We start from the raw sequence: 23,794 nt of genomic DNA on the forward strand, positions 1-23,794 counted from the left end.
GTTACTTCCTTTATTTGTTGGGCAGTTTGTCAGGTGAGGTCGCGCTTGGAAAACACGAGACAAGCCGCCGTGGTGATCATTAGAAGCCAATCCACAGCTCCCAGCAAAGACCCCGACGCCGGTATGTGGAGGGCCAGTTGCTTCGCCCAGGCAAGGGACTCGACCGGGAAAAGCAGTGGCCGGATCTGTTCCAGCGAGTCCGGCAGCAAACCCGGAAGCACCAGCGTGGCCGGTACCACGAACAGGCTTACAAGGTGGTTGCGAATGAGTGACCCGAAGGAGAATCCCCAGAGGCCGCCGATGCAGGCGATCGATACGAACGCCAGCACGGTGCCCATCCCCTGCCCTGTTGGTTTGGACGTGGCCGATAGGAACAGCCAAACACCGCCACCAATTGCTCCGCCGCCGAGCCCTGTTGCGAGCGTTGCTGTGGCTGCCCGCCCGGTGAACACCGCGCCACGTTGAAACAGGAGCACCCGCCGGGCGATGCACCCGGCACCGAAATCCCGGGTAAAGGAGAAAGAGCCTACGACGGCGGCTCCGGTCAGTGTGAGTGAGAACGCTGAGTCGAGCAGGATCGTCACCGTTCCCGGCGTCGGATTATTCGCCTCGAAACCGGAGGCAACAACCAGCAGTGCCATGAACGCGGCCACCACAAGGACCCCGAGAACGGAGCTTTTCCACAACCACGGCCGTTGCAGGTCCGAAAGAAGGGCCGAGGCTCCTGTACCCATTCAGCCCTCCCTGCCCTTCACAACCAGGGCCGCGCAGGTTGCCAAAACGGCCACCCAGGCAACAGAAACCAGGAGAGCCGGGAACGGCGGCAGCAAGTGGTCCAGCGGCAGCGACAAGATGCCCGCCAGCGCCCCGGAGGGGAGCCACCGGCCAATGCCCGGCTCGTTCACGATCAGCGGCAACTCAAGGGCGAACGGAACCACCAAGGTGAGTAACGCCGTCGCGTAGTAGTTCCGGACGATCCAGCCCAGCGAGCACCCCCACAGTGAGCTCAAAAGCGAGGCCACCAGCAATCCGGGCACTGCACTCAAAGACTCGGAAGACAGGAGCTGGGCGCTCGTTTCGCTGGGCACGGCCAAGAAGATGCTCCCACCCCAGAGGAGAACTCCTGTTGCGGCCGTGGTCAGTCCTACCACCGCCGCGGCAGCGTATTTCGCAACGAACACTTGTGTCAGTCCGGACATCACCACGCTCCGCCGGAGGGTCCCGTAATAAGCCTCCCGCGCCACCAGGTAGCTTCCGGCGAAACCTGCCACAGGTGCGTTACTCGCCGCCAACGCCCAGAATGTCTGGACGTTGGTCGCGCTTGAGAGTGCCCCCGAGTTGTCCGGCCAACCCAGGAGATTGGCCACGAACCACGGAACCAAGCCGCTGAAGGCCAGGACCCCGAGGACCGAATACCCGCTGACATAACGGAGGAGCTCTGAACGGACACCCCGGGACAGGACACCCTCGGTCAGGACACCTCCGGACAGGGATGAACTGTCCGCGTTCACTGGGCGGCCGCCAAGATCTTGAAGTATGCGGATTCCAAGCTGCCGCCCCCGAGCAGTTCGGCTTCTTCCAGCGATCCCATGAAGAGGGTTTTCTGCTTGAGGATGACCACGTGGTCAGCGATCTGCTCAAGTTCCATGAGTTGGTGGCTGGAAACCAACACGCTCCCTCCCGCTGCGGCAAAGGATTTCAGGAAGGTCCGGAGCCACTGGATACCCTCCGGATCAAGGCCGTTGGCGGGTTCGTCGAGGACCAAAAGCTGCGGATCACCAATGATGGCCGAAGCAATTCCGAGCCGCTGGCGCATACCCAGTGAATAATTCTTGACCTTCTTATGTGCTTGGCGCGTCAGGCCCACCTGCTCCAACACGCGGTCAACATTTCCTCGGTCCACACCGGCAGCAAGCTGGCAGACGCGCAGGTGCCGGCGGCCCGTAAGCCCTGGCTCAATATCCATTCCGTCGAGGTTGACGCCTACCTTAGTGGCCGGCCGGCGGAGTGCCCCGTATGGGCTTCCAAAAACGGTTGCGCTCCCTGAAGTAGCCTCAAGCAGCCCCGTCAGACCCGCGAGTGCGGTACTTTTCCCGGCACCATTGGGGCCGATAAGCCCCACCACTTGCCCGGCCAGTACATCGAAGGTCAGGTTTTCGACGGCGAACCGTCCCCCTCTCTTCTTACTGAACCCCTCGAATGTGGCATGGAAGGTCATGGCTGCCCTTTCGTCGGTTGGTGCGTCTGTCCGGTGCGCGGCCACAGTGGCGAATCCGCCGCGGTCTCCCAGAGCCATTGAGCCAAGGTGGTTTGCCGCTGGTTCGCCACTACCGCCCGTCCGGACGCAGGAAGATTCGCAGCATTTGTGAGGATGCCCGGGTACGCCGCCACGGCCAGGCTCGTCCTGCCGAAGTGGACGGGCACCACCGTCTCCAGCGGGGCCGTAGAGTTCGACGGCGGCTGGTCGCCAACGGTGGCCGTGCCGAGGTTGCGGTGGATGATCATCCCTTGGGATTGCAGGGTCACATGGTCCCCGGGAGCTAACTGCTGATTGCTTGCTTCCAGCGGCACCACGATCCGGAGTTCGCCATGCACCAGGGTGTATCCGGCAACGGTTTCCGGTTTGACAGGGATCAAGAGCAACAGCGCCCCGACGGCTAAAGTGCCTGCCAGAACGCCCCAGCGCCGCCACCGAGGACTGCCTTGCCTGGCCGCCGAGAGGAAGAACCGGGCAGCAGCTTTCACTACCAGCACCACCATCAGGCCCAGGGCCAAGAACACGGCCACATACCCGGCAAGTCCCAGTTGGAGGAAGATCGGTACGAGCCGTTGGAAGCCAACAACCATGAAGGCGATCCCGGAGATGAAACTTGCCAGCCCGAACCACGGAAGGATTCCCTTGCTCCGGAAGCTCGGGGCTGAACCCAAGACCCGGTGGCTGACCAGTTCAGCGAGTGCCTCTACGGACTTTTGCCGGAGGTGGGGGATGTCCACGGCCGACATGAGGGCCACATATCCGTCCAGCTTGATGAACGGGAACAGGTTGAGGATGGCCACGGCGTAACAGATCACTCCGTACAGGATGGTGGCGTCCTTGACGGAAGACGCTGCAAGGAGGGCTTGGGCTGCGAGCGCGACGCTCCCCAGCAAGAGATGGACAAAAGGTCCGGCCAAGGCAACGAGGACTCGCTGCCTCCGGGAACGCAGCCGCCATCCGTCAGTGACATCGCAGAAGAAGGCCGGCGAGAAGTAGAACAGCATGATTCCGATGCGCCGCGGGGTCCCACCGAAGTACGTGAGAGCCATGCCGTGGCCGAGTTCGTGAAGGAGCGTGGAGACGAACATTGCCACGGCCACCATCATGTACGCCTCAAGGGGAAGCGGTTCGGAGAGAACGCGCCAGATGTTCTGGCTTGCACCTGCAGCTCCGACGACGCCGCCACACAGGAGCGCTACGAGGAGGACTGCTGAACTCGGGCGAATCAGAGCTGCGGCCCCGGGTCGGAGGAAATGCAGAAAGGGAGCAGGGTTGAAGAGTGTCAGCTGTAGCGTCAAGGGTGCTTTGAACTGGAGCCGCCGCGTGGTCCCTTGGTGAGCGCCGACGTCGAAAATTCCGGTGTGTGCCAAGTGGCGAACCACACCCATGACGTCAGCCGCTGTCCACGGCTGGCCCAACTGTTGGGCCACGTGTGCGGGATCTTTGCGTCCGTCCACGGCCTTCAGAACGGCCGCGACGTCGGCTGAGACGCGGGCTTTCGGCACGCTATTGATGGAAACTATCCAGGGACCGCCGTCCTGGAGGGGCTCATCAATGGAGGCAGCGGAAGCCAATTGCACCGGCCACTGCGCAGCACCGAGCTTCGCCCTCTCCCCGGTGCGACCATTCTTTGCCGCCTTCATATCAGCGGATGAGGCATGGAGCGGATGGGTTGGTCCGGACGTTTGGACTCGTCCATAGTCAGGGGAATGGCCCCGGAGCACACGGCCTTTCCTGTAATCCAGCCGAGTCGCTGGATCTGCACCGGAAGCCTGTGCGTCAGGTCCACCCACTGCGGGCGAATCTTTCTGGACGTAAGGTAGCTCACCAGCGTTTCGACGTCGGGCGCGGTGCCACCTTTCGGAAGCGACGCCGACCGGAACGATTCCGCCCAACCACGCAAGTGCTCAATCGCCGGCTCGGTGGTCCAGAAGGCGGCGCGTGATTCGTCGTCGGACACTGCGGAGACGGGAGCTGGTGGCTGTTTCCTTGCCAGGAACAATTCGCGGATCTGGAGCCCCTCCTGCAAGGCGCCGCGCAGCGCGGCGATCGGGTCCGACGATGCTTTGATGCCCACGGCGCCAAAGCGTCCGTGATCGGCTTCCCCGATGATGATGCACACGGCCGTTTCCAGCGGACGCCCGCTATTCGGAACGAAGGCCAGGATCGGTTCGACGCCGGCCCGGTTCGCCGCGTCCAGCAACGACACAAGAGTTCGTGCACCGGGTTCCTGCCGAGCTTCCGCGCGAATGACCGCAACGTCTACGCGGTTCAGTGAGCATTGCTGATGCCAAGCTCCAAGGAAGGCGTCCCGCTCCAATACTTCCGAGAGCCCCGATATTTGCGCGAACGTCTGTGACGGGCCCGACGCAGCGCCGTTCGGCGAGGGATCGAAGGACGCACCCCAAGTGGTCTGCTCAGTTGCTGCGGGCGCATAGTCCACCATTGGCGCCGGAACCCGCGACGTTTCCCCGGTGATTAAGTCGATAGCCGAATACCAAGGGACACCGTCGGACGCCGCCAACGGGGCGGAGTCCCCCCGCGTCGGCACCAGCGCGAACCGCTCCACTGCTTCCCCGGCTCCCCTGGTCAGGGAGGCTCGCCGGTTGACGTCGAAAGCGCCGACGGCGGACGCGAGACTGCGGGACTCAGTATTTGCGAGCAGCCCAACCGTTCGCCACAGGCCCACGTCATTGGGAAGGTAAACCGTGGACTCGGACACGAGGCCCAGCGCAGGATCAAGAGTGCGGAGAGGATCGAGGGTGGGGAGAGGATCAGCGTTCATCAGCCACACACCCACAGTTCGACGTCGTACTGACCGGGTACACGGCTGGTGATCCGCACCGGCCGCCGTTCAAAAATCCTGAGCCCCGCGGAGGCGATCTCCTCCTCGATGAGTTCATTGCTGACAAAGGCAACCTCGCTGGTATATGCCGAGGACCGGTACGTGCCTCCCACGTTGAAGCACACGTGGATCATGGTCACCCTGCGCGCGCCGTTGACCGGATCCCGGTTCTCCACGGTGATCAGGAATGAGTCCTCGCCGATGGTCGAAACGGTGGTCCCTCCGTCGTTCCATCCGCCGTCCTCGCCGTAGCCTTCATTGCCGTCCGCGTTAAGTACTGTCAGCAGGAAGCGACCCTCCGGCGTCAGGCATTTCCGGACGCGGTGGAAGAGTTCATGCCGCCCGACGGGATCCAGGAGCGTGATGGAACTGGCGCCGAGAACGACGCAACCGTAGGCGTCGTCGGGCTCGAAGCGGGACATGTCGGCCTCAACCAGTCGAACTGCCGCAGCGCGCGGATTGAAGGCGCGCGTAGCTCCTCTTTCGCGCAACAAGGAGAGCATCTCCGGCGAAGAGTCGACGGCGGTCACGGGGCGCCCCAGCGCCAGCAACGGACGAGTGATCCGGCCCGAGCCCGCAGCCAGTTCGAGGATGGGGCCACTGGTTCTTTGCGCGGCGGCGAGTATCTCGGGGAGTTCGGTGAGGTCGTTGGCTGTGACTTGGTCGTAGAGGCGTGATCCTGAGACGCTGTACAGGTCCTCGGGCGGATCGACGTGGCCCAGGACCCGCAGGATGGCGTCGGCGGTCTTATCGGATGCGATGTTCATCAGCTCGTGTTCTCCGGGAGGTTGGACATGGAGGGGGTACACGCGGGCGGGGGCGGAACGTTGCACCGCCCGCGTGTACCGGCTAGGTGGCGGCGATTCCGACGACGATGCCGGCGATGATGATCACGTCACCAACGCGGATGTACCACGGTGTATCGTCCGGGGTGTCGAGGTTCTCCAGTTCTTCGATGCTCAGTTGGAGATTCGATGGTGCGTTCATTGATTCCTCCTTTCTGATGCCTGTGTAGGGAGTGGTGCCGTGTTGGCCGTGGTGCCGTAAGGCCCGGGCTACGTGATGCTGACTGCGATCAAGCCCAGCGCCACGCCTTGGGAGACTCCGATGAACCAGTTGTTGAAGTCCGGGGTGTCCATGGACTCGATTTCCTGGATGGAAATGTTGAGTTGGTCCTGCATGTTCGCTCACCTCCCTTCTTCGCGAGTTGAATGGCCCCGCATGGACTGGCGGCCGCTAGGTGATGCTGACGGCGATACCAACCAGCGCCAGGCCAACGGTGATCCCGTGGATTCGCTCGCTCCAGTCGTCCGGGATGTCCAGGCTTTCCAGCTCCTGGATGTTGAGGTCGAGTGCTTTCAGTGCGTTGCTGCTGTTCATGTGCTCACCCCCTCTCCCCTGCCACTCGTAGGCGGCCCATGGGGCCCGGCAAGTTCGGTGCGGCTGCCACCCTCAGCAGTCCCGACCCTCAGCACGTGCTGGATCTCGGACACATCGATGCCGCGAAGCATGGGAAGGACTCCACCCCAGCTCTGGACGGCGGCGACGCTGGTCTGCATCAAGACCTCTTCGCGGAGGGTCGGGAGCTTTGCGATGCCCCAATGGCGCATGAGTTCGTTGATGCCGCTGGCCGGGTCTGATGCGAGAGTCGGTTCTACTTCCCTGACTGCCGCCCACAGTTCATCAAGGCGCCCACGGTTACCCCACGCTGAGGCGCCGTTGACAATCTCTTCCCAAATGGGCCCGATCACGGTTGCCGTGGCGGTCATCTTGCGGACACCCGTGACGTAAGCGAGTTCGTTGGCCACGTACCAGTGCTTGGCACCGTAAGGATTCCGACCCGTGAGCGACCAACCGGTGTGCGTCTCCATGCTGAGGCGGGCCGCGGCCAGCCTCATCTCGGGCACGTCCAGGTGGGCGAGCCGCAACCCCAGCCGAATCATGCGTTGCATAAGCGAGTAGGCGTCGTCGTCAAATCTGCTGGCACTGCTGCCCGTCAGGGTTCCCGCCACCCTAAGGAACGCCTCGAGCAGACCCTCCAGGACCAGGTGCCGGGGCAGGGTGGCGAGGTGTCCGCCGTCGAGCACTGCCACGTCACCTGAAAGGTGAGGCGAGGCTATGAGGCGGCGTCCGACGGCGGTGTCCAGGCACGCGACCCCGCTGACTTCCGCACCGGTCCCCACGGTGGACGGTAGGAGGACGGTTTTGGGACGTTCTTCGTTGTTGCGGATCGCGGGCAAAACCAGCAGGCCGGAGCGCTTCGCATGGACTTCGGCGAGATCGGCCAGCGTTGGGTCGGCGGTGAACACGGCGGCGAGCTTCACGGCGTCCAACACGGATCCGCCACCGAGCCCGACGACTGTTTGCAACCCGTTTTCGTGGAGGAAGTGGCCCACCGTCCGGAGGGTTTCGCGGGTGACGGGCATTGCGTCCAGGCCAAGAACCGGCACTCCTTTGAGGCCGCCGGCAAGGAGCCGATCCCGGTGTTCCGGGAGGGCGTTGTCCACCACCAGACCGGTCCGGTCGCGGGTGAGTGCGCCGACGTACTTGGCGGACACTCCGTGGTCGAGGATGACGCAGCGCGTATTCCACGTGCGGTCGGCGATCATGCGAACACCCCATCGCGCTGGGCCCTCGCCAAGCCTGCCGTGATCGCGCGGTGTAGTTCCTCGAAGTTTGCTTCCGTGTAGGTGAGCGCGGGCAGTAGCTGGATCCGGCCCGGTCCCGGCTGCACAATGGCTCCCGCGCAGTGGATGCGTTTGACGACGGCGAGCACTGCGTTGGCGGAAAGGGGCAATCCGTTATCCGTGAGGAGCTTGATCCCCCGCATGCAACCACGGCCGGTGGAGTTGCCAACGCCTTTGCTGGCTTGAAGCTCGGTGATGAGCTTGTCCAATCCGGCTGACACCTGCTTGTTCAGGGTTTGATGGTCCAGCCTTGTCATCTCCTCGATGGTGGCCAGGATCGCGGCGCAGGTAGCCGGGGTGCCGGCTTGGGTTTCACCGTGGACAAAGACGGCCTCGTTCTTGTCGAAGGCGTCCGTGACACGTTGCGCGATCAGCAGTGCCGCGCACGCGCTGGTCCCGTTGGTGAGTCCTTTTGAGGTGACTACGACGTCCGGCGCTTCCCGCCATTCATCGGACGCGAACCAGCCGCTGACGCGGCCGAAGCCTGTGGCGACTTCGTCGGCGACCAGGAGGAAGCCGTGGTCCTCTCGGTGCCTCATAAGCTGTTCGATGAAGCTCGCCGGGACCACTTCCGCCCCCGATCCGAGGACCGGCTCGATGATCACGGCGGCGATCCTGTTGCCCTCCCTGCGCATCAGTAGCTCCAGTTCAGCGCCGTCGTCGTCGAACCTGATGTGTCGGATATTTCGCCGGTCGACGCCGTACATCGCTTGGCCAAGCTCGTCGCCGCTGAGGGCTTGGCTTCCGTAAGTCAGGCCGTGGTAGCTGCCGCTGAGTCCGACGACGAGTTTCCGCTCAGGCTGTCCGTTGAGGACGAAGTACTGCCGGGCGAGCTTCATGACGGCGTCGTTAGCGGCCCCGCCCGAGGTGGAGAAGACGACGCGCTGGAAAGGGTGCGCGGGGAGGTTCAGGAGTGCCGTGGAGGCGTGGATTGCTTGGCGGTGGGCTGTGCGGAACAGGGGAAGGTAGGAGGCTGCTTCGAGTTCTCTGTGGATGGCCGCCGCAATGCGTGGGTTGCCATAGCCGAGGTTGGCGTTCCACAGTCCGCTCTTGGCGCACAGCCTGCGCTGCCCGTCCTCGAAGGTGACGCGGACGCCGTCGGCCTTAACGGCTGTGTAGCTGTCCGCGGCGAAATCGTGCTGGGTGACGAGCGGCACCCACAGCGGAAGTTGCGTCCTCGGAGTCGGGAGGATGGGCACCACCGTCATGAGCGGGTACCGAGGATGTCGACGCCGAGCTGCGCAAACCGGGCGAGCACCGCGTGCGCGGACTCTTCCGCCGTCGCCGCTGTGACGTTGAGGGTGGGAGCGACTTTGGTTGCCGCCGCGCTGACGTTCCCAATGTTGGAAACGGCCTCGATGATGGCCGCGGCGTCCTGGCCGACCTTGAACAGCCTGCCCGTTGCGGTGTCCAGGAGGGTGTGGTCCATTCCCCTCTTGAGGATGAAGGGCGCTGTTGCTCGAGCGAGAGGGTCGCTGATGCTGGCGCCGTAGAGGCTCAGTCCGAAGCCCACCAACCTCGTGCTGTCTCGGTCCTGCCGGGGAACGAACTTCCAGGCATCCAAGGCAGCCAGGTAGCGCGGGATCCAGGGCTTGGCCGCGGGGGAATCCTGAATGTCCCAGGGATAGTAGACGGCGGCAACAGCCGATTCCGGCCGGAGCGCGATGGCCCTCACCCGGAGATCGGTGATCACGTCTCCCACCCGGCCGATGGTGGATCCGTAGGGTCCCGTGCGGATGGACCCGTCGGCGGCGATGTGGAGCCGGGCCAGCATGAGGGTGTCCCGGGTAGCGCCGCTGAGCAAGCCCCGCTCTGCCAGCACTGCGTTGACCTCGGTGAGCTGGTGCACGAAGTGGCCGGAGATGCGAGCCTGTTCTGCGTCGTCGAAGAATGCTTGCCAGTCTTGTTCGGTGGTTATCCTGACGACAGTCACGCCCACCAGGTTCACGAATGGAATGGCCAAGTAGTCCTGGATCTCCAGGTTGAGGGTGCCGTCCACCAGAAGTTCTTCACCGCCGACGTCGAAGGATCCCCGGACCGGGACTATGTCCGGATCTTCCTTGTCCCCGTTGAGGACCAGAATGGTGGAACCCTCGCCAGCCAGCGTCTTTGCGTAGGCCGTGTGCTCGGGATTCTCAACGAAAATGACGTGGCCGGGGATGCGACCCGGGATCCCTGTGATCCACTGATCCACAGCGGCGGCAATGCTCTGTTGCTCAGTCAGCTTCAATGACCCAACCCCCAAATAGTTGTTCACGTGTTTCCTGCTGCGGTCCCGGTGGTTATCCGGGGTCCGCGCTCTGGGAAGGACACTATGGGCGGGTTGGGTGCTCACAGGATTGGATGGGAAAACTAGGTGGTGAAGGGGCTGGAATGAGGGGTGAATTGAGGGCACCTAGGTGGCGCGAACGGGTGGGCTAGGTGGTGCAGAGCGGTGAGATTCTTGGAACACTCGATCCGGGTTTGTTCGCCGCAACGGCCACGGACCGCCGTTTCCGCCCGCGCCATTGGCGAGCCCATGCCTGGGAGGCCAGCCGATTTGCGCACCTTTTCTACGCAATGTAGAACTGAGTCATAAATACTTGTATTTCAAATGAAAGTATTTAGACGCAGTCCGGGCAAAGATCCCGGGCCACTAACTCAGGAGTCAGCATGCTCTCGGACAAGTCCTTCCCGGTTATCCAGGCCACTCTCCCGCTCGTCGGTTCCCGGATCGGAGAGATCACCCCCAAGTTCTACAACCGCCTATTCGCGGCGCATCCTGAACTCATGGACGGGCTCTTCAGCCGCTCAAACCAGCGCAACGGGGCCCAGCAGCAAGCCCTGGCCGGAAGCATCGCCGCTTTTGCCAGCCATCTCGTGACCCATCCGGGTACTTTGCCGGAGACCGTGCTGTCCCGCGTCGCGCACCGCCACGCCTCCCTCGGCATCACGGAACAGCAGTACCAAGTGGTCTACGAACACCTCTTCGCGGCCATCGCCGAGGACTTGGTCGAGGTCATCACCCCTGAAATCGCCGACGCCTGGACCGAGGTCTACTGGCTCATGGCGGACGCGCTAATCAAGCTCGAGAAGGGCCTCTACGCCGCACAGGCAAACGGTGTGATGTGGACCCCTTGGCGGATTGTCGCCAAAACGCCAGCTGGCACCGGCTCGATGACCTTCGTGCTGGAGCCGGCGAACGACACACCCGTCACCGAAGCGTTGCCTGGCCAGTACGTCAGCGTCAAGGTCACGCTGCCGGACGGTCTGCGCCAGGTCCGCCAGTACTCCCTTTCCGGCGACGCGGGCACCACACGCAGCTTCACCACCAAGCTCGACGACGGCGGCGAGGTCTCGCCCGTGATGCACCGCGACATGAAAGTGGGCGACGTCATCGAAATTTCCAACCCCTACGGCGAAATCACCCTAAACGAGGATGAGGGTCCGGTGGTCCTTGCCTCGGCCGGCATCGGCTGCACCCCTACCGCATCCATCCTGCGCTCCCTCGCCGAAACCCGCTCCGACCGGCAAGTCCTGGTCTTGCACGCGGAAAGCACCATGGACAGCTGGGCGCTGCGCTCCCAAATGACCGAGGACATCGAACGCCTTGACGGCGCCGACCTCCAGCTCTGGCTCGAGCAGCCCGAAGCCGGGTCGAGGACCGGTTTCATGTCCCTGCTCGACGTGGACCTTCCCGCGAACGCGTCGCTGTACCTCTGCGGTCCGTTGCCGTTCATGAAAAACATCCGCAATGAGGCCATCAATGCCGGCATCCCGGCGACGAAAATCCACTACGAGGTCTTCGGCCCGGACATCTGGCAGGCCAGCTAGGTCCAACCGGCCGCAGCTTCGCGTTGCTTCGCCAAGGAACTCCCGGGCGGAGGTTCGTCCGCGCCCGTCGTCAGACCGTTTGTCCCGGGGCAGGTACGGCGGGCCGGCCCCCCGGCGCATCGATGCGTTGAAAAAGCCTCACCTAGCCAGCCTCCTCGGTCAGCGATTGGCGCGCTCAATCCTGTACTAAAACGTCTGTCACAGATTTCCCCCCGGGTGTTACCCGTGGGCCTCGAGCCGCTCCTTGAGACGCCTGTGGCTGGCCGGAGCACCTCGCGCCGCGAGTCGACGTACGGCCGGTACGAGCGCCTTGCCGACGCCGTGACCCTCGAAATCGAGCTCGAAGGTCACCCTGGACCTTGTGCCGTTGTCGAGCGGTTCGACATCGATGCTCGCATGAGGCCGGATCGGACCGTCGATGCCGTGTGCGGCGAACCGATGCGGCGGCTCGTCCTCCGTGATCTCCTGTGTCATCGTGCGCTCGTTGGGGCCGATCCGACGGGTGGTGGTGAACCGCGAGCCCAACTGCCGGCCGCCCGCGCCTTCAAAGTCCACCTCGAGGACGTCAACCTGCCACTCCGGGAAATGCAGCGGGTCGCTCGCATACACAAAAACGTCGACTGGTGGACGGTCGATTTCTATGGTGTTCGTGAGTGCTGACACTCCTCCTCCTCCCACTCCTCCATCATCCCACCGTCCAACCGAATTCGATCTTGCGATTATCCATGCCTCAACGGGCACCACTAGTCGGCTTCGGCAGCGGATCACGGCGAACGACGGCGCGTCCTTGACGACCCCAACCCACTCTCGGCTGCCTTGAACAGCCCATGGATTTCCGCCGTGGAATGTTGACTGCCCCGGAGCCCTCCCGTACCCCAAACACCCACCTCCTCACCCACCCCCTTGACTCCCACCCCCGCCTTCCCTAAACTTTTCATAAAGCAGAATCTAAATTCCACAAAGCGGAAACTGAGGCCAGGCGACAAGGCAGCAGCCAAGCAACGGAGGATAGATCCAAGCCCCTCCTCGGAAGGACCTACGATGACGTACACAGTGAACTGCTCCATCCTCCTGACGGAGCTGCCCTTGCTCGAGCGCCCCGCCGCCGCGAAGGCAGCCGGTTTTGACGCCGTCGAGTTCTGGTGGCCCTTCGCCACTTCGGTTCCCACCGACAAAGAGACAACCGAGTTTGAAACAGCTATCAAGGACGCCGGCGTTCAGCTCACGGGCCTGAACTTCAACGCCGGCAACATGCCCGGCGGCGACCGTGGCCTGGTTTCCTGGAAGGGCCGTTGCTCCGAGTTCAAGGACAACATCGACGTCGTAGCCGGCATCGGTGAGCGCCTCGGTTGCAAGGCCTTCAACGCCCTCTACGGCAACCGCCAGGACGAGTTCACCCCTGAAGAGCAGGACGAACTCGCGGCAAAGAACCTCGCCGCAGCAGCGGAAGGCGTCGCCCGCATCGGCGGCACCGTCCTCCTCGAACCGGTCAGCGGCGCACCCAAGTACCCGCTCCTTACTGCCGACGACGCACTCAAGGTCATCGCCCGCGTCAAGGCAGAATCCGGTGCACAGAACATCAAGCTCCTCGCCGACTTCTACCATCTGGCAGTCAACGGCGACGACGTCGAATCCGTCATCGAGAACCACGCCAAGGACTTCGGCCACATCCAGATCGCCGACAACCCCGGCCGCGGCGCTCCCGGAACCGGCACGCTCCCCCTCGGCGAATGGATCGCCCGCAGCCGCGAACTCGGCTACGACGGCTACATCGGCCTCGAGTACAAGGAACCGCAGGAATCGGCCTTCAGCTGGGCCATCCGCCAGCGCGCCGACGCCAACTAGCCACTGCGCACCCAACTAGGGGACAGCAAACGCCCCACTCAGCGTCCATAGCGACGTTATCTGTCCCCTAGTTGGGTAAGCACACCCGAGTTAGCGCACGCGAGTTAACAGACACACACAGACTTCAGACACACAGACTTCCCCAGAAAGAGAACCACAATGAGCAACGTTGCAGTCATCGGACTCGGAATCATGGGCCTCCCCATGGCCATCAACCTCGTCAAGGCCGGCCACACGGTCACCGGATTCAACCGCAGCCAGGACAAGATCGACAAGCTCGTCTCCGAAGGCGGCCGGGGTGCCAGCAGCATCGCGGACGCAGTCAAGGATGCCGACGTCGTCATCACCATGGTCCCGGACTCCCCCGACGTTGAGGGTGTTGTCAGCGGCAAGGACGGCGTCTTCGCCAACGCGAAGAAGGGCACCCTCTGGATCGACGCCTCCAGCATCCGCCCGGACGTCGCCAAGCGCCTCTCCGAAGAAGCCGTAGCAGCCGGCATCCGCCCGCTCGACGCTCCCGTGTCCGGTGGTGAGCAGGGCGCCATCGACGCCGTCCTGTCCATCATGGTCGGCGGCGAAAAGGCAGACTTCGAGGCAGCACAGGATGTCCTCAACGCAGTGGGCAAAACAATCGTTCACGTCGGCCCAGCCGGCTCCGGCCAGACCGTCAAGGCAGCCAACCAGCTGATCGTGGCCGTCAACATCCAGGTCCTCGGCGAGGCAATCGCCTTCCTCGAGGCTTACGGCGTAGACACCGACGCAGCACTGAAGGTCCTCGGCGGCGGCCTGGCCGGCTCCAAGGTCCTGGACCAGAAGGGCCAGAAGATGCTCGATCGCAACTTCGACCCCGGCTTCCGCCTGGCCCTCCACCACAAGGACCTCGGCATCGTCACCTCCGCAGCCCGCGAAGCCAACGTCGCTGTCCCGCTCGGCGCCGTCGTCGCACAGCTCGTCGCCGCAACCGTCAACCAAGGCGACGGCGGCCTGGACCACTCGGGCCTCTTCAAGCAGGTCCTCCAGCTCAGCGGCCGTAAATAAGCCCGAAGGCAACTTAGCAACACACAGCAGGGAACCCGCCGTCGTACATAAATAACGACGGCGGCTCCCTCACCACACCCAAAAACAGACTTTCAAGGAGTACACCATGGCAAAGATGCGCACAGTTGATGCGGCAGTCGCCATCCTGGAAAAGGAGGGCGCCACCGAGGCGTTCGGCCTGCCAGGCGCAGCCATCAACCCGTTCTACTCGGCAATGCGTGCCCACGGCGGCATCCGCCACACGCTGGCCCGCCACGTTGAAGGCGCAAGCCACATGGCTGATGGTTACAGCCGGGCAGCTGATGGCAACATCGGCATCTGCATCGGCACGTCCGGCCCCGCCGGCACGGATATGATCACTGGCCTGTACGCAGCCCAGGCTGACTCGATCCCCATGCTCTGCATCACCGGCCAGGCACCTGTTGCCAAGCTGCACAAGGAAGACTTCCAGGCTGTGGACATTGAGTCCATCGCCAAGCCGCTCACCAAGTTCGCGATGACCATCCTGGAGCCGGGCCAGGTTCCCGGCGCGTTCCAGAAGGCGTTCCAGCTGATGCGTTCGGGTCGCCCGGGCCCGGTTCTGCTGGACCTGCCCATCGACGTTCAGATGGCTGAGATCGAGTTCGACATCGACGCCTACGAGCCCCTGCCGGTAGAGAAGCCCAAGGCTTCCCGCAAGCAGCTCGAGAAGGCTTTGGATCTGCTGACCGCGGCCAAGCACCCGCTGATCGTTGCCGGTGGCGGCATCATCAACGCGGGCGCTTCGGCCCAGTTGGTTGAGCTGGCCGAGATCCTGAACGTTCCCGTTATCCCCACGCTGATGGGTTGGGGCGCCATCCCGGATGACCACCAGCTGATGGCCGGCATGGTTGGCCTGCAGACCTCGCACCGCTACGGCAACGAGACGTTCCTGCAGAGCGACTTCGTGATCGGCATCGGCAACCGTTGGGCCAACCGCCACACCGGCGGCCTGGACACCTACACGGCTGGCCGTAAGTTCGTGCACATCGACATCGAGCCGACGCAGATCGGTCGCGTTTTCTCCCCGGACTTGGGCATTGCGTCCGACGCCGGTGCGGCGCTGGACGGTCTGTTAGAGCTGGCCCGTGAGCGCCAGGCAGCAAAGACCCTGCCGGACTACTCGGGCTGGGTTGCCGAATGCCAGGAGCGCAAGGGCTCCCTGCACCGCAAGACCAACTTCAGCAACGTGCCGATCAAGCCGCAGCGCGTGTACCAGGAGATGAACAAGGCCTTCGGCCGCGACACCACCTACGTGTCCACCATTGGCCTGTCGCAGATCGCCGGTGCACAGATGCTGCACGTCTTTGGTGCCCGCAAGTGGATCAACGCAGGGCAGGCCGGTCCACTGGGTTGGACCGGTCCCGCAGCCCTCGGCGTGGTTCGGGGAACCCCGGACGCGACCGTTGTTGCACTGTCCGGTGACTACGACTTCCAGTTCATGATCGAGGAACTGGCTGTGGGCGCACAGTTCAACCTGCCGTACATCCACGTGGTTGTAAACAACAGCTACCTGGGCCTGATCCGTCAGAGCCAGCGCGGCTTCAACATGGAACAGAACGTTTCCCTGGCCTTCGAAAACATCAACTCCCCCGAGACAAACGGCTACGGCGTTGACCACATCAAGGTTGCCGAGGGCTTGGGCTGCAAGGCCATCCGCGTTGAGAACCCGGACGACCTGCCCGCCGCCTTCGACAAGGCCAAGGCACTGATGGGCGAGTTCAAGGTTCCCGTGGTTGTCGAAGTGATCCTGGAAAAGATCACCAACATCTCCATGGGCGTTGAGATCAACGGCGTGAACGAGTTCGAAGAGCTGGCCGAAACCGCTGAGGACGCCCCCACTGCGATCCTCACCAAAGCGTAAATAACAGTAAGAAGGGAGGCACCGGAATGCGTGTTGTCATCGCCCCGGACAAATTCAAGGGCTCGCTGTCCGCGCCCGACGTCGCCAAGCACCTGGCAACAGGCCTGCTGGCGGGGTTCGGGCAAGGTTTGGAGGCAACACACATTCCGGTGGCCGACGGCGGCGAAGGAACCATCGACGCCGCCATCGGTTCCGGCTTCACCCGCAGGACCACCACCGTCGCCGGCCCGCTCGGCGAACCGGTCAAGGCCGACTTCGCAATCCGGGATCAGGAAGCTGTCATCGAAATGGCGGCAGCTTCCGGCCTCGCCCTCCTCCCCGAGGGCCCAACCAGCGAAACCGCCAAAAACGCCACCAGCCTTGGAACCGGCGAACTCATCCGAGCCGCGCTGGACCTCGGTTGCCGCAAGATCATCCTGGGTGTGGGCGGGAGCGCCAACACCGACGCCGGCGCGGGAGTCCTCCAAGGCCTCGGCGCAGTCTTTCTCGACAAGAACGGCAACGAGCTCCCCGGCGGTGGCGCCGCACTGGCAAGGCTGGAGACCATCGACTTCTCCAACTTCGACGTCCGCATCGAAGCCACGGAGTTCGTGTTGGCGTCCGACGTCGACAATCCCCTTTTGGGGGCGAGTGGAGCCCCAGCCATCTTCGGTCCGCAAAAGGGCGCGACGCCGGACGACGTCGCCGAACTGGACGCGGCGCTGAGCCACTTCGTCGAGGTCTTGGCAGCAACAACCGGCCAACAAGCAAAGTTCGCAGCCAAGTACGCAGCCAAAGCAGAGGGCGCCGGAGCAGCGGGCGGCGTCGGCTACATCGCCATCGCGGCACTGAAGGCAGAGCGGCGGCCGGGCATCGACGTCGTGCTTGAATTCACCGACCTCGAACAGAGGCTGAAGGGCGCCGATCTGGTGATCACCGGAGAAGGCAGCCTGGATGAACAAAGCCTGCTCGGCAAGACGCCCATGGGTGTCTCCCGGGCGGCGCAACGGAACGGGGTTCCCGTGATCGCGGTGTGCGGCCGGAGTACCCTGAGCCGGGACCAACTCACGGATGCCGGCTTCCACACGGTCCATGCCCTGACCGATCTGGAAAAAGACGTCCAACAATGTATCGCCCAAGCAGGTCCGCTGCTTGAACAATTAGGTAAGCACATAGGCGTGTACCTGGCGGAACGGACCGAAAACAAGGAGTACATCAATGTCTGAAGCAATCGGCGCCTATGACCTCGTTATCCGGGGCCAGCGCATCCTGACCACCGCCGGAATCACTGCCCGCGAAGTCGGCATTCGCGATGGCGTTATCGTCGCGATCGAACCCCTCGGCAACGGACTGACCGGCAACGAGGTCATCGAACTCGCAGACGACGAAACCCTCATCCCCGGCCTCGTGGACACCCACGTCCACGTCAACGAGCCCGGCCGCACCGAGTGGGAAGGCTTCGCTTCAGCCACCCGCGCAGCAGCCGCCGGTGGCGTGACCACCATCATCGACATGCCGTTGAACTCCATCCCGCCCACCACCAGCGTTGACGGCCTGGAGCAGAAGCGCGTGGTAGCCAAGGATCAGGCGTTCGTTGACGTCGGATTCTGGGGCGGCGCCATTCCCGGCAACAAAAAGGATCTCCGCCCGCTGCACGACGAAGGCGTGTTCGGCTTCAAGTGCTTCCTCCTGCACTCCGGCGTGGACGAATTCCCGCACCTTGAAGCGGACGAAATGGAAGAGGACATGGCTGAGCTCAAGTCCTTCGACTCCCTGATGATCGTGCACGCAGAGGACTCCCACGCGATCGACCGCGCACCGCACCCGGGCGGTGACCACTACGAAACGTTCCTCGCCTCCCGCCCCCGCGGCGCCGAGAACAAGGCCATTGCCGAGGTCATCGAGCGCGCACGGTGGACCGGCGCCCGCGCCCACATCCTGCACCTCTCGTCCTCGGACGCGCTGCCGATGATCGCCTCCGCAAAGCGCGACGGCGTCAACCTCACGGTTGAGACGTGCCCGCACTACCTGACACTCATGGCCGAGGAAATCCCGGACGGCGCCACGGCCTACAAGTGCTGCCCGCCCATCCGCGAAGCCTCTAACCGGGAGCTCCTGTGGAAGGGCCTGCAGGATGGCACCATCGACTGCATCGTCTCGGACCACTCCCCCTCTACCTTGGACCTGAAGGACCTGGAAAACGGCGACTTCGCCGTGGCCTGGGGCGGCGTTTCCTCCCTGCAGCTGGGCTTGTCCCTGATCTGGACCGAAGCCCGCCACCGCGGGATCCCGTTGGAACAGGTGGTCTCCTGGATGTCCGAGAAGCCCGCCGCTCTGGCCCGACTGCAGACCAAGGGACAGCTCGCCCTGGGCTACGACGCCGACTTCTCCATCTTCGCCCCGGATGAAGCGTTCGTGGTGGACGTGACCAAGCTCAAGCACAAGAACCCGATCACGCCGTACGACGGCCGTCCGCTGGCCGGCGTCGTCCGCAAAACCTACCTGCGCGGCACCCCGATCGACGGCCAGAACCCCGGCGGCAAACTGCTCCGCCGCGGTAACGTGTAGGCCCACTGCCATGGCAGTGAATGCTTACGGGCCGCCGCCCTCGCGAGGACCCGCAGCACGCGGTTCCGCCGCGCGGCGTGGCACCAGCCTGAGCACGAATGGCCTGAGCAGACCGGGCCTGAGCGCAAGAGGCCTGGCGCTGTGGGTCAACCCTGCCGAGGGCGACGAGCTCGACCCTGAGGTCTGGGAGCGGGCCGCCCGCTTGGTGCTTGCCCGCGCCATGAAACTTGCCCCGGAGGCGGAAGTCCGCATCTGGCCCGCCACCGGGGCAGAGCACTCCGGCGTCGGTGACACTTCCTGGGGCGGCACTCCGCAGGAAGCCGCCGACGCCGGTAACCACCTTTCGGGGCCGGGCAGCGTGACGCTTGCCGACGCCCTGACTGAAGGCGACGCCGCTGGCGCTAGCACCGGCGTCGAGCCCGTAACGTTGGCAGCCCGTCGCAGCCAAGTTGCAATCGACCTCGCCGCTGAAGTAGTACTGCTCGACGGTGAGCCCGTTGCCTTTACTGGCATGGAATACAAGCTGCTGCGCTACCTGGTGGTGAACTGCTCACGGGCCATCAGTCGTGAAGAATTGCAACGCTTCCTGGAGTCATTTGACCTTCCCGGCGCAGCATTTCGCTCGATCGACGTTTATGTTGGAAGAGTGCGGCGGAAGCTCGGAAGTGCCCGCCACACTGTCTCCACCGTCCGTGGTGGCGGCTACCAGTTCGTGCCAGGCCCCTATGCCACCGTGCGCGGACCTGCGGAATACAGCATCTGACGCCGTTGTTATAGGCAGTCAGAGCTCCGCACTGTGAAAGATCGCTGTTGTTTGAATAACCGCCGGTGCACACCGGTTGAATGTAAAGGATCGCCATGACCCACAAACTCCTCGTCGGAACGCAAGCACCTGATTTCGCGCTTCTCGACGCCGACGGCACCAAGGTCTCGCTGTCCGATTACCGCGGACGCAACGTCATCGTCTACTTCTACCCCAAGGCTGCAACCCCGGGCTGCACCACCGAGGCCTGCGATTTCCGCGACAACCTCGCCAGCTTGCAGGGAAACGGTTACGACGTCATCGGGATCTCCCCGGACGCCCCGGAAGCCCTCGCCAAGTTCACAGGCGAATTTGCCCTCACATTCCCGCTGCTCTCCGATGAGGACCACGCCGTGGCCCGGGCATACGGCGCCTGGGGTGAGAAGCTGGTCGACGGCGAAATCGTCGAAGGCCTGGTCCGCTCCACCGTTGTGCTCGACGGCGAAGGCACAGTGAAGCTCACCCAGTACCAGGTCAGCGCCAAGGGCCATGTCCAAGCGCTCAAGGAAGAGCTCGGAGTCTAGCCCTCTCCGCATAACTGCACATTTCCTGTAACGCCCGCTCGCAAATGTGAGCGGGCGTTACATGCTTTTCGCGATGGCCTCTTTCAGGGCACCCAACACCAAGGTCACTGATGCCGGGTTGGCGTTCGGGCCCATCATGCCGATCCGCCACACCGTGTCCGCATACGCGCCAACCCCCGAGCCAATTTCCATGCTGAAGTTCTCCAGAAGGTAACTTCGCACCGCGGCCGAGCTGACGCCGTCGGGCACCTTGACTGTGGTGAGGCTTGGCAGCCGCGACCCTTCTTCCGCGAACAATTCGAGCCCCATCTCCTGCAGCCCATCCTGCAACGCCGTCCCGGCAGCGTGATGCCGCGCCTGGACCACATCCAGGCCTTCGGCGAGGATCCGGTCCAGTGCCGCCTCGAGTCCGGCGATCATAGTGACCGGAGCCGTGTGGTGATACGTCCTGGCGCCGCTCGCGGCTCCGACGTACCCGCCGAGCAGGCCAATATCGAGGTACCACGATCGCGGTTCCTTCACCCGACGCTCGAACGCGTGATCGGACACCGTGAACGGTGAGAGACCCGGTGGGACGCCCAGGCACTTCTGGGTCCCTGCATATCCGACGTCGATCCCCCAGTCGTCTGCGCGCAGTTCCAGTCCGCCGATGGACGTCACGGCATCGGTGATCAGCAGGGCGTCACCCTTGCCAGCGCCAAGGGCGGCTATATCCGAGAGCACGCCGACGGAAGTCTCGGCATGGACGGCGGCTATGACCTTCGGATTCGGATGCGCCGAAAGCACTCGTTCGGCGTCCACGGGTTGGCCCCACTGGTGATCCACACGGACCACCGTGGCCCCGCAGCGGCGGGCAACCTCGCACATCCGCTCACCGAAGAGCCCGTTGACGGCGATGACCGCCACGTCGCCGTCGGAAACGGTGTTCACGAAAGCTGCCTCCATGCCGCCGGAACCGGTGGCACTCAACGGCAGGGTGCGGGCGTTCGAGGTGCCCCAAACGGCGCGCAGGCCTTCACACGTCCGGTCCAGCCGATCGATGAACACGGGGTCGAGGTGCCCCAACACCGGGTATGCCAAAGCGGCCATGGCTTCCGGGTAGCAATTGCTCGGCCCCGGACCGAACAGAAACCGGGACGTCAGGATGTCTGGCATGGGGAACTCCTTAGCTGTTGACGCCATTCTGCCCCAGCCAGGAGCGTCGGGCGAGCCGCCCAGGAAGCCCCAAGAGCAAAATGCTAAGGTTACTCACTAATATGGAGTCCGCCCCGAGCAAAGGACCACAGTGACCGCCCAAGAGCCTAAAACGCCGGAAACGGGCGTTCGTGGTGAGGTGAACCAGGACCGCTTTGTCGGCGGGCAGGATCTCACTCGCTGGAAGTCCCCCATCGGCCGATTCATGGTCAGGATCGCCCAGCGGATCACGGCCTTCCTTGGCCCCTACGCCGCGCTGGTCATCACGCTCGCCGTCGGCCTTGCGGTGGTGCTTGCCTTGGCCTTGGTGTTCGGTGAGGTCTACGAATCAGTGACTGAGGCCGACGGCGTCGCCGGATTGGATCATCCCGTACTGGACGCCGCCAAGAGCGTCAGATCGCCGGCCCTGAATGTGGCCGTAACGGCATATACGGATATCGGCGGCACCATCGGCATGCCCATCATCGCCGTCGTCATCATGATTTGGCTGGCCCTGCGCAGGCGATCCTGGACGCCGGTTATCTTGATTGTCACTGCGGGACTAGGCTCCTTGCTCATGACCATTGCGGGCAAGCAACTCTTTGGCCGTGCCCGTCCGAACCTCAGCGACGCCGTCCCACCGTACGAGCACTCGCCGTCGTTCCCTAGCGGCCACTCCCTCAATTCGATCGTGATCGCCGGCATCGTGGCCTACATCATCATCCTCCGACTGGAGACCACCCGAGCCAGGGTAGTCACCATACTGGTCGCCTCGGCGTTCGCCATCACCATCGGGCTGAGCAGGGTGTACCTCGGCCATCACTGGCTGACCGACGTTCTGGCGGCGTGGGCTTTGGGCATCGCATGGCTGGCCTTGGTCATCACCGCCCATCGGCTCTACCTCACGGTTCGCGCCAGACACGCAGAGCACGTAGTCTCTTGACACCAGGGCTCATCCTCGGCTTGACTATTACGTATGCTGAAATAACAGTTCCATGATGCGGAAGTAGAAGTCACTGCTTCCTCCTGCTGCCAGCTGGAGTTCCGCATAGCCAACACCATGGATGCCAGCATTTGCACGAGGATGACAAGCATGGAGCTTGCAGTATTCAACAGTGTTGACCGCGGTGAGGCCATCAGGATCCTGACGCCCTGCCTGGACATCAGCCGCTGGGTCAACGACGTCGTGGACGCCCGTCCGTTCGCCAGCCTGGACGAGTTGCTCGCCCGGGCCCGGAAGGCCGCCGAGCCCTTCACACCGGACGAGGCGGAGTCGGCTTTGGCCCATCACCCCCGGATTGGCGAACGCCCAAAGGCTCAGACAACCGAAGCCGCAATGTCGCGCTCGGAACAGGCCGGTGTGGACCCCGGAGATAGTGGAACCACTGCCGCATTGGCCGAGGGCAACCTGGCCTATGAAGAGAAGTTCGGCAGGGTGTTCCTGATCCGTGCTGCCGGCCGGAGCGCCCAGGAAATCCTGGGTGCCCTGCAGGAACGCCTCACCCATACCCCCGAAGAAGAAGACATCATTGTGGCCGGCCAGCTCCGGGAGATCGCATTGCTGCGGCTCGCCGGGCTGATCAGCGAAGGAGTGAACGCATGACCGTTTCGCAGGTAACAACCCACATCCTGGACACAGGTTCCGGCCGCCCGGCGGCGGGCGTCGCCGTCATACTTTATGTGCGCGAGGGCAGCGACTGGACTTTGGTGGCCAAGGGCGAGACCGACGCGGACGGCCGCATCAAGACGCTCGGCCCGGAACGAATTCCTGGCGGCGCCTACCGCCTGAACTTCGCCACCGGCGCGTATTACGAGGCCCTGGGCACCGAAACGTTCTTTCCGGAGGTCGACTTGAACTTCACGGTTTCCGACGCCGGTGAGCACTACCACGTGCCGCTCCTGCTCAGCCCGTTCGCTTTCTCCACCTACCGCGGAAGCTAACAGCCGCCGCCGAGGCGGCACCAGCGGAACGGTAGGCTTTAAGGCATGGCTTCAGAGGACACCACCCCCAGCACCGCCCACCGCGAGATTACGGTTCGCCGGGCGCCCAAGTTCGTACCGTTCATGATTCTTGGCGCGGTGGTGGGCGCCATAGTCGCCGCGATTATTGCCTACGGCCGCCCGGCCGACCCCGCCTACGATGCAAGCACGGTCTTCGGTTTTTTCCTGATCGTCTGCATCGGCGGCGGGGTCATCCTCTTCTCGATCCTCGCCCTCATCCTGGACCGGATGAGCGTGAAGCGGGCGGAACGCGCCGTCGTGGAGGCCGTTGCGGATTCGGTTCCGGATGCAGGACCCGACGACGACGGCGTCAACTAACCAGGTCTACTGAAGAGTCATCCCGGTGCAGGTGCGAATGTGAAACTCGCCGCATTTTTGCC

Annotated in this window: 25 protein-coding genes and 1 pseudogene; 12 read left to right on the forward strand and 14 right to left on the reverse strand. The window is 63.6% G+C overall.

What is annotated here, in order from left to right; genetic code table 11:
• Positions 1-29: 29 nt before the first annotated feature.
• From QRN04_RS05290 to mpaB, 12 genes are all read right to left on the reverse strand, one after another.
• Complete coding sequence (locus QRN04_RS05290; RefSeq protein ID WP_284975112.1) at positions 30-734, reverse strand: DUF1129 domain-containing protein; 705 nt, start codon at positions 732-734, stop codon at positions 30-32.
• Positions 735-1,511, reverse strand: a complete 777-nt coding sequence (locus QRN04_RS05295) for a hypothetical protein (protein ID WP_284975113.1) — start codon at positions 1,509-1,511, stop codon at positions 735-737.
• Complete coding sequence (locus QRN04_RS05300) at positions 1,508-2,218, reverse strand: ABC transporter ATP-binding protein (RefSeq protein ID WP_284975114.1); 711 nt, start codon at positions 2,216-2,218, stop codon at positions 1,508-1,510. Before QRN04_RS05300 ends, QRN04_RS05295 begins: the two co-directional genes overlap by 4 nt.
• Positions 2,215-3,900: a daptide biosynthesis intramembrane metalloprotease gene (gene mpaP / locus QRN04_RS05305; protein ID WP_284975115.1), complete on the reverse strand. Its 1,686-nt coding sequence runs from the start codon at positions 3,898-3,900 to the stop codon at positions 2,215-2,217. The genes QRN04_RS05300 and mpaP overlap by 4 nt, the downstream gene beginning before the upstream one ends.
• On the reverse strand, positions 3,897-5,042 hold the full coding sequence (locus tag QRN04_RS05310; protein ID WP_284975116.1) for a YcaO-like family protein: 1,146 nt from the start codon (positions 5,040-5,042) through the stop codon (positions 3,897-3,899). Before QRN04_RS05310 ends, mpaP begins: the two co-directional genes overlap by 4 nt.
• Positions 5,042-5,869, reverse strand: coding sequence for a daptide-type RiPP biosynthesis methyltransferase (gene mpaM / locus QRN04_RS05315; protein ID WP_284975117.1), 828 nt, complete (start codon positions 5,867-5,869; stop codon positions 5,042-5,044). Before mpaM ends, QRN04_RS05310 begins: the two co-directional genes overlap by 1 nt.
• Before the next feature lie 82 nt (positions 5,870-5,951).
• Positions 5,952-6,089 carry a daptide-type RiPP gene (locus tag QRN04_RS05320; RefSeq protein ID WP_284975118.1) on the reverse strand — a complete coding sequence of 46 codons (138 nt, stop codon included), beginning with the start codon at positions 6,087-6,089 and terminating at the stop codon, positions 5,952-5,954.
• Positions 6,090-6,157: 68 nt separating this feature from the next.
• A complete protein-coding gene (locus tag QRN04_RS05325) occupies positions 6,158-6,283 on the reverse strand; it encodes a daptide-type RiPP (RefSeq protein WP_284975119.1) in 126 nt (41 codons plus the stop codon).
• A gap of 55 nt (positions 6,284-6,338) precedes the next feature.
• Positions 6,339-6,482, reverse strand: a complete 144-nt coding sequence (locus QRN04_RS05330) for a daptide-type RiPP (RefSeq protein WP_284975120.1) — start codon at positions 6,480-6,482, stop codon at positions 6,339-6,341.
• Positions 6,479-7,711 (reverse strand): daptide-type RiPP biosynthesis dehydogenase, encoded by a 1,233-nt coding sequence (gene mpaC / locus QRN04_RS05335; RefSeq protein ID WP_284975121.1) that lies wholly within the window; start codon positions 7,709-7,711, stop codon positions 6,479-6,481. Before mpaC ends, QRN04_RS05330 begins: the two co-directional genes overlap by 4 nt.
• Positions 7,708-8,997, reverse strand: a complete 1,290-nt coding sequence (gene mpaD, locus QRN04_RS05340; protein WP_284975122.1) for a daptide-type RiPP biosynthesis aminotransferase — start codon at positions 8,995-8,997, stop codon at positions 7,708-7,710. Before mpaD ends, mpaC begins: the two co-directional genes overlap by 4 nt.
• On the reverse strand, positions 8,994-10,046 hold the full coding sequence (gene mpaB, locus QRN04_RS05345; RefSeq protein ID WP_284975123.1) for a daptide biosynthesis RiPP recognition protein: 1,053 nt from the start codon (positions 10,044-10,046) through the stop codon (positions 8,994-8,996). Before mpaB ends, mpaD begins: the two co-directional genes overlap by 4 nt.
• A 395-nt stretch (positions 10,047-10,441) precedes the next feature.
• Between mpaB and QRN04_RS05350 the strand changes: the two genes are divergently transcribed.
• The gene (locus QRN04_RS05350) at positions 10,442-11,602 is read left to right on the forward strand and encodes a globin domain-containing protein (protein ID WP_284975124.1); all 1,161 of its coding nucleotides are present in this window, start codon (positions 10,442-10,444) and stop codon (positions 11,600-11,602) included.
• 219 nt (positions 11,603-11,821) lie between these two features.
• On the opposite strand, the gene QRN04_RS05355 is transcribed toward QRN04_RS05350, so the two are convergent.
• Positions 11,822-12,265, reverse strand: coding sequence for an SRPBCC family protein (locus tag QRN04_RS05355; RefSeq protein WP_284975125.1), 444 nt, complete (start codon positions 12,263-12,265; stop codon positions 11,822-11,824).
• A 378-nt stretch (positions 12,266-12,643) separates the two neighbouring features.
• On the opposite strand from QRN04_RS05355, the gene QRN04_RS05360 reads away from it, so the two are divergent.
• The 7 genes and pseudogenes from QRN04_RS05360 (at position 12,644) to bcp (ending at position 20,240) form a co-directional block, all read left to right on the forward strand.
• On the forward strand, positions 12,644-13,447 hold the full coding sequence (locus tag QRN04_RS05360) for a hydroxypyruvate isomerase family protein (protein ID WP_284975126.1): 804 nt from the start codon (positions 12,644-12,646) through the stop codon (positions 13,445-13,447).
• A 138-nt stretch (positions 13,448-13,585) separates the two neighbouring features.
• A pseudogene (locus QRN04_RS05365) lies at positions 13,586-14,485 on the forward strand (2-hydroxy-3-oxopropionate reductase); the annotation flags it as partial.
• Positions 14,486-14,591: 106 nt separating this feature from the next.
• The gene (gene gcl / locus QRN04_RS05370) at positions 14,592-16,367 is read left to right on the forward strand and encodes a glyoxylate carboligase (RefSeq protein WP_284975127.1); all 1,776 of its coding nucleotides are present in this window, start codon (positions 14,592-14,594) and stop codon (positions 16,365-16,367) included.
• A 26-nt stretch (positions 16,368-16,393) separates the two neighbouring features.
• Positions 16,394-17,572, forward strand: coding sequence for a glycerate kinase (locus QRN04_RS05375; RefSeq protein ID WP_284975128.1), 1,179 nt, complete (start codon positions 16,394-16,396; stop codon positions 17,570-17,572).
• On the forward strand, positions 17,565-18,914 hold the full coding sequence (gene allB, locus QRN04_RS05380; RefSeq protein ID WP_284975129.1) for an allantoinase AllB: 1,350 nt from the start codon (positions 17,565-17,567) through the stop codon (positions 18,912-18,914). The genes QRN04_RS05375 and allB overlap by 8 nt, the downstream gene beginning before the upstream one ends.
• A gap of 10 nt (positions 18,915-18,924) precedes the next feature.
• Entirely contained in the window at positions 18,925-19,677 is a 753-nt protein-coding gene (locus QRN04_RS05385; protein ID WP_284975130.1) for a winged helix-turn-helix domain-containing protein, read from the forward strand.
• A 95-nt stretch (positions 19,678-19,772) separates the two neighbouring features.
• Positions 19,773-20,240 carry a thioredoxin-dependent thiol peroxidase gene (gene bcp, locus QRN04_RS05390; protein ID WP_284975131.1) on the forward strand — a complete coding sequence of 156 codons (468 nt, stop codon included), beginning with the start codon at positions 19,773-19,775 and terminating at the stop codon, positions 20,238-20,240.
• 57 nt (positions 20,241-20,297) lie between these two features.
• On the opposite strand, the gene QRN04_RS05395 is transcribed toward bcp, so the two are convergent.
• Positions 20,298-21,395, reverse strand: coding sequence for a pyridoxal-phosphate-dependent aminotransferase family protein (locus tag QRN04_RS05395; RefSeq protein ID WP_284975132.1), 1,098 nt, complete (start codon positions 21,393-21,395; stop codon positions 20,298-20,300).
• Between the two features lie 130 nt (positions 21,396-21,525).
• Between QRN04_RS05395 and QRN04_RS05400 the strand changes: the two genes are divergently transcribed.
• The 4 genes from QRN04_RS05400 (at position 21,526) to QRN04_RS05415 (ending at position 23,732) form a co-directional block, all read left to right on the forward strand.
• On the forward strand, positions 21,526-22,356 hold the full coding sequence (locus QRN04_RS05400; protein ID WP_284975133.1) for a phosphatase PAP2 family protein: 831 nt from the start codon (positions 21,526-21,528) through the stop codon (positions 22,354-22,356).
• A 150-nt stretch (positions 22,357-22,506) separates the two neighbouring features.
• Complete coding sequence (gene uraD, locus QRN04_RS05405) at positions 22,507-23,016, forward strand: 2-oxo-4-hydroxy-4-carboxy-5-ureidoimidazoline decarboxylase (protein WP_284975134.1); 510 nt, start codon at positions 22,507-22,509, stop codon at positions 23,014-23,016.
• Complete coding sequence (gene uraH, locus QRN04_RS05410; RefSeq protein WP_284975135.1) at positions 23,013-23,354, forward strand: hydroxyisourate hydrolase; 342 nt, start codon at positions 23,013-23,015, stop codon at positions 23,352-23,354. The genes uraD and uraH overlap by 4 nt, the downstream gene beginning before the upstream one ends.
• A gap of 45 nt (positions 23,355-23,399) precedes the next feature.
• Entirely contained in the window at positions 23,400-23,732 is a 333-nt protein-coding gene (locus QRN04_RS05415; protein WP_284975136.1) for a hypothetical protein, read from the forward strand.
• Positions 23,733-23,794 lie beyond the last annotated feature (62 nt).

This window comes from Arthrobacter sp. efr-133-TYG-104, from assembly GCF_030208915.1.
In the GTDB taxonomy this organism is placed as follows: Bacteria; Actinomycetota; Actinomycetes; order Actinomycetales; family Micrococcaceae; genus Arthrobacter.

What these genes read in the sequence shown, in the direction of transcription:
- mpaD (WP_284975122.1), bottom strand. Translation starts at nt 8,997, where the DNA reads ATGACGGTGGTGCCCATCCTCCCGACTCCGAGGACGCAACTTCCGCTG.
- QRN04_RS05385 (WP_284975130.1), top strand. Translation starts at nt 18,925, where the DNA reads ATGGCAGTGAATGCTTACGGGCCGCCGCCCTCGCGAGGACCCGCAGCA.
- mpaC (WP_284975121.1), bottom strand. Translation starts at nt 7,711, where the DNA reads ATGATCGCCGACCGCACGTGGAATACGCGCTGCGTCATCCTCGACCAC.
- gcl (WP_284975127.1), top strand. Translation starts at nt 14,592, where the DNA reads ATGGCAAAGATGCGCACAGTTGATGCGGCAGTCGCCATCCTGGAAAAG.
- QRN04_RS05415 (WP_284975136.1), top strand. Translation starts at nt 23,400, where the DNA reads ATGGCTTCAGAGGACACCACCCCCAGCACCGCCCACCGCGAGATTACG.
- uraD (WP_284975134.1), top strand. Translation starts at nt 22,507, where the DNA reads ATGGAGCTTGCAGTATTCAACAGTGTTGACCGCGGTGAGGCCATCAGG.
- QRN04_RS05325 (WP_284975119.1), bottom strand. Translation starts at nt 6,283, where the DNA reads ATGCAGGACCAACTCAACATTTCCATCCAGGAAATCGAGTCCATGGAC.
- uraH (WP_284975135.1), top strand. Translation starts at nt 23,013, where the DNA reads ATGACCGTTTCGCAGGTAACAACCCACATCCTGGACACAGGTTCCGGC.
- mpaP (WP_284975115.1), bottom strand. Translation starts at nt 3,900, where the DNA reads ATGAAGGCGGCAAAGAATGGTCGCACCGGGGAGAGGGCGAAGCTCGGT.
- QRN04_RS05290 (WP_284975112.1), bottom strand. Translation starts at nt 734, where the DNA reads ATGGGTACAGGAGCCTCGGCCCTTCTTTCGGACCTGCAACGGCCGTGG.
- QRN04_RS05350 (WP_284975124.1), top strand. Translation starts at nt 10,442, where the DNA reads ATGCTCTCGGACAAGTCCTTCCCGGTTATCCAGGCCACTCTCCCGCTC.
- QRN04_RS05375 (WP_284975128.1), top strand. Translation starts at nt 16,394, where the DNA reads ATGCGTGTTGTCATCGCCCCGGACAAATTCAAGGGCTCGCTGTCCGCG.
- allB (WP_284975129.1), top strand. Translation starts at nt 17,565, where the DNA reads ATGTCTGAAGCAATCGGCGCCTATGACCTCGTTATCCGGGGCCAGCGC.
- QRN04_RS05360 (WP_284975126.1), top strand. Translation starts at nt 12,644, where the DNA reads ATGACGTACACAGTGAACTGCTCCATCCTCCTGACGGAGCTGCCCTTG.
- QRN04_RS05320 (WP_284975118.1), bottom strand. Translation starts at nt 6,089, where the DNA reads ATGAACGCACCATCGAATCTCCAACTGAGCATCGAAGAACTGGAGAAC.
- mpaM (WP_284975117.1), bottom strand. Translation starts at nt 5,869, where the DNA reads ATGAACATCGCATCCGATAAGACCGCCGACGCCATCCTGCGGGTCCTG.
- bcp (WP_284975131.1), top strand. Translation starts at nt 19,773, where the DNA reads ATGACCCACAAACTCCTCGTCGGAACGCAAGCACCTGATTTCGCGCTT.
- QRN04_RS05395 (WP_284975132.1), bottom strand. Translation starts at nt 21,395, where the DNA reads ATGCCAGACATCCTGACGTCCCGGTTTCTGTTCGGTCCGGGGCCGAGC.
- QRN04_RS05300 (WP_284975114.1), bottom strand. Translation starts at nt 2,218, where the DNA reads ATGACCTTCCATGCCACATTCGAGGGGTTCAGTAAGAAGAGAGGGGGA.
- QRN04_RS05330 (WP_284975120.1), bottom strand. Translation starts at nt 6,482, where the DNA reads ATGAACAGCAGCAACGCACTGAAAGCACTCGACCTCAACATCCAGGAG.
- QRN04_RS05310 (WP_284975116.1), bottom strand. Translation starts at nt 5,042, where the DNA reads ATGAACGCTGATCCTCTCCCCACCCTCGATCCTCTCCGCACTCTTGAT.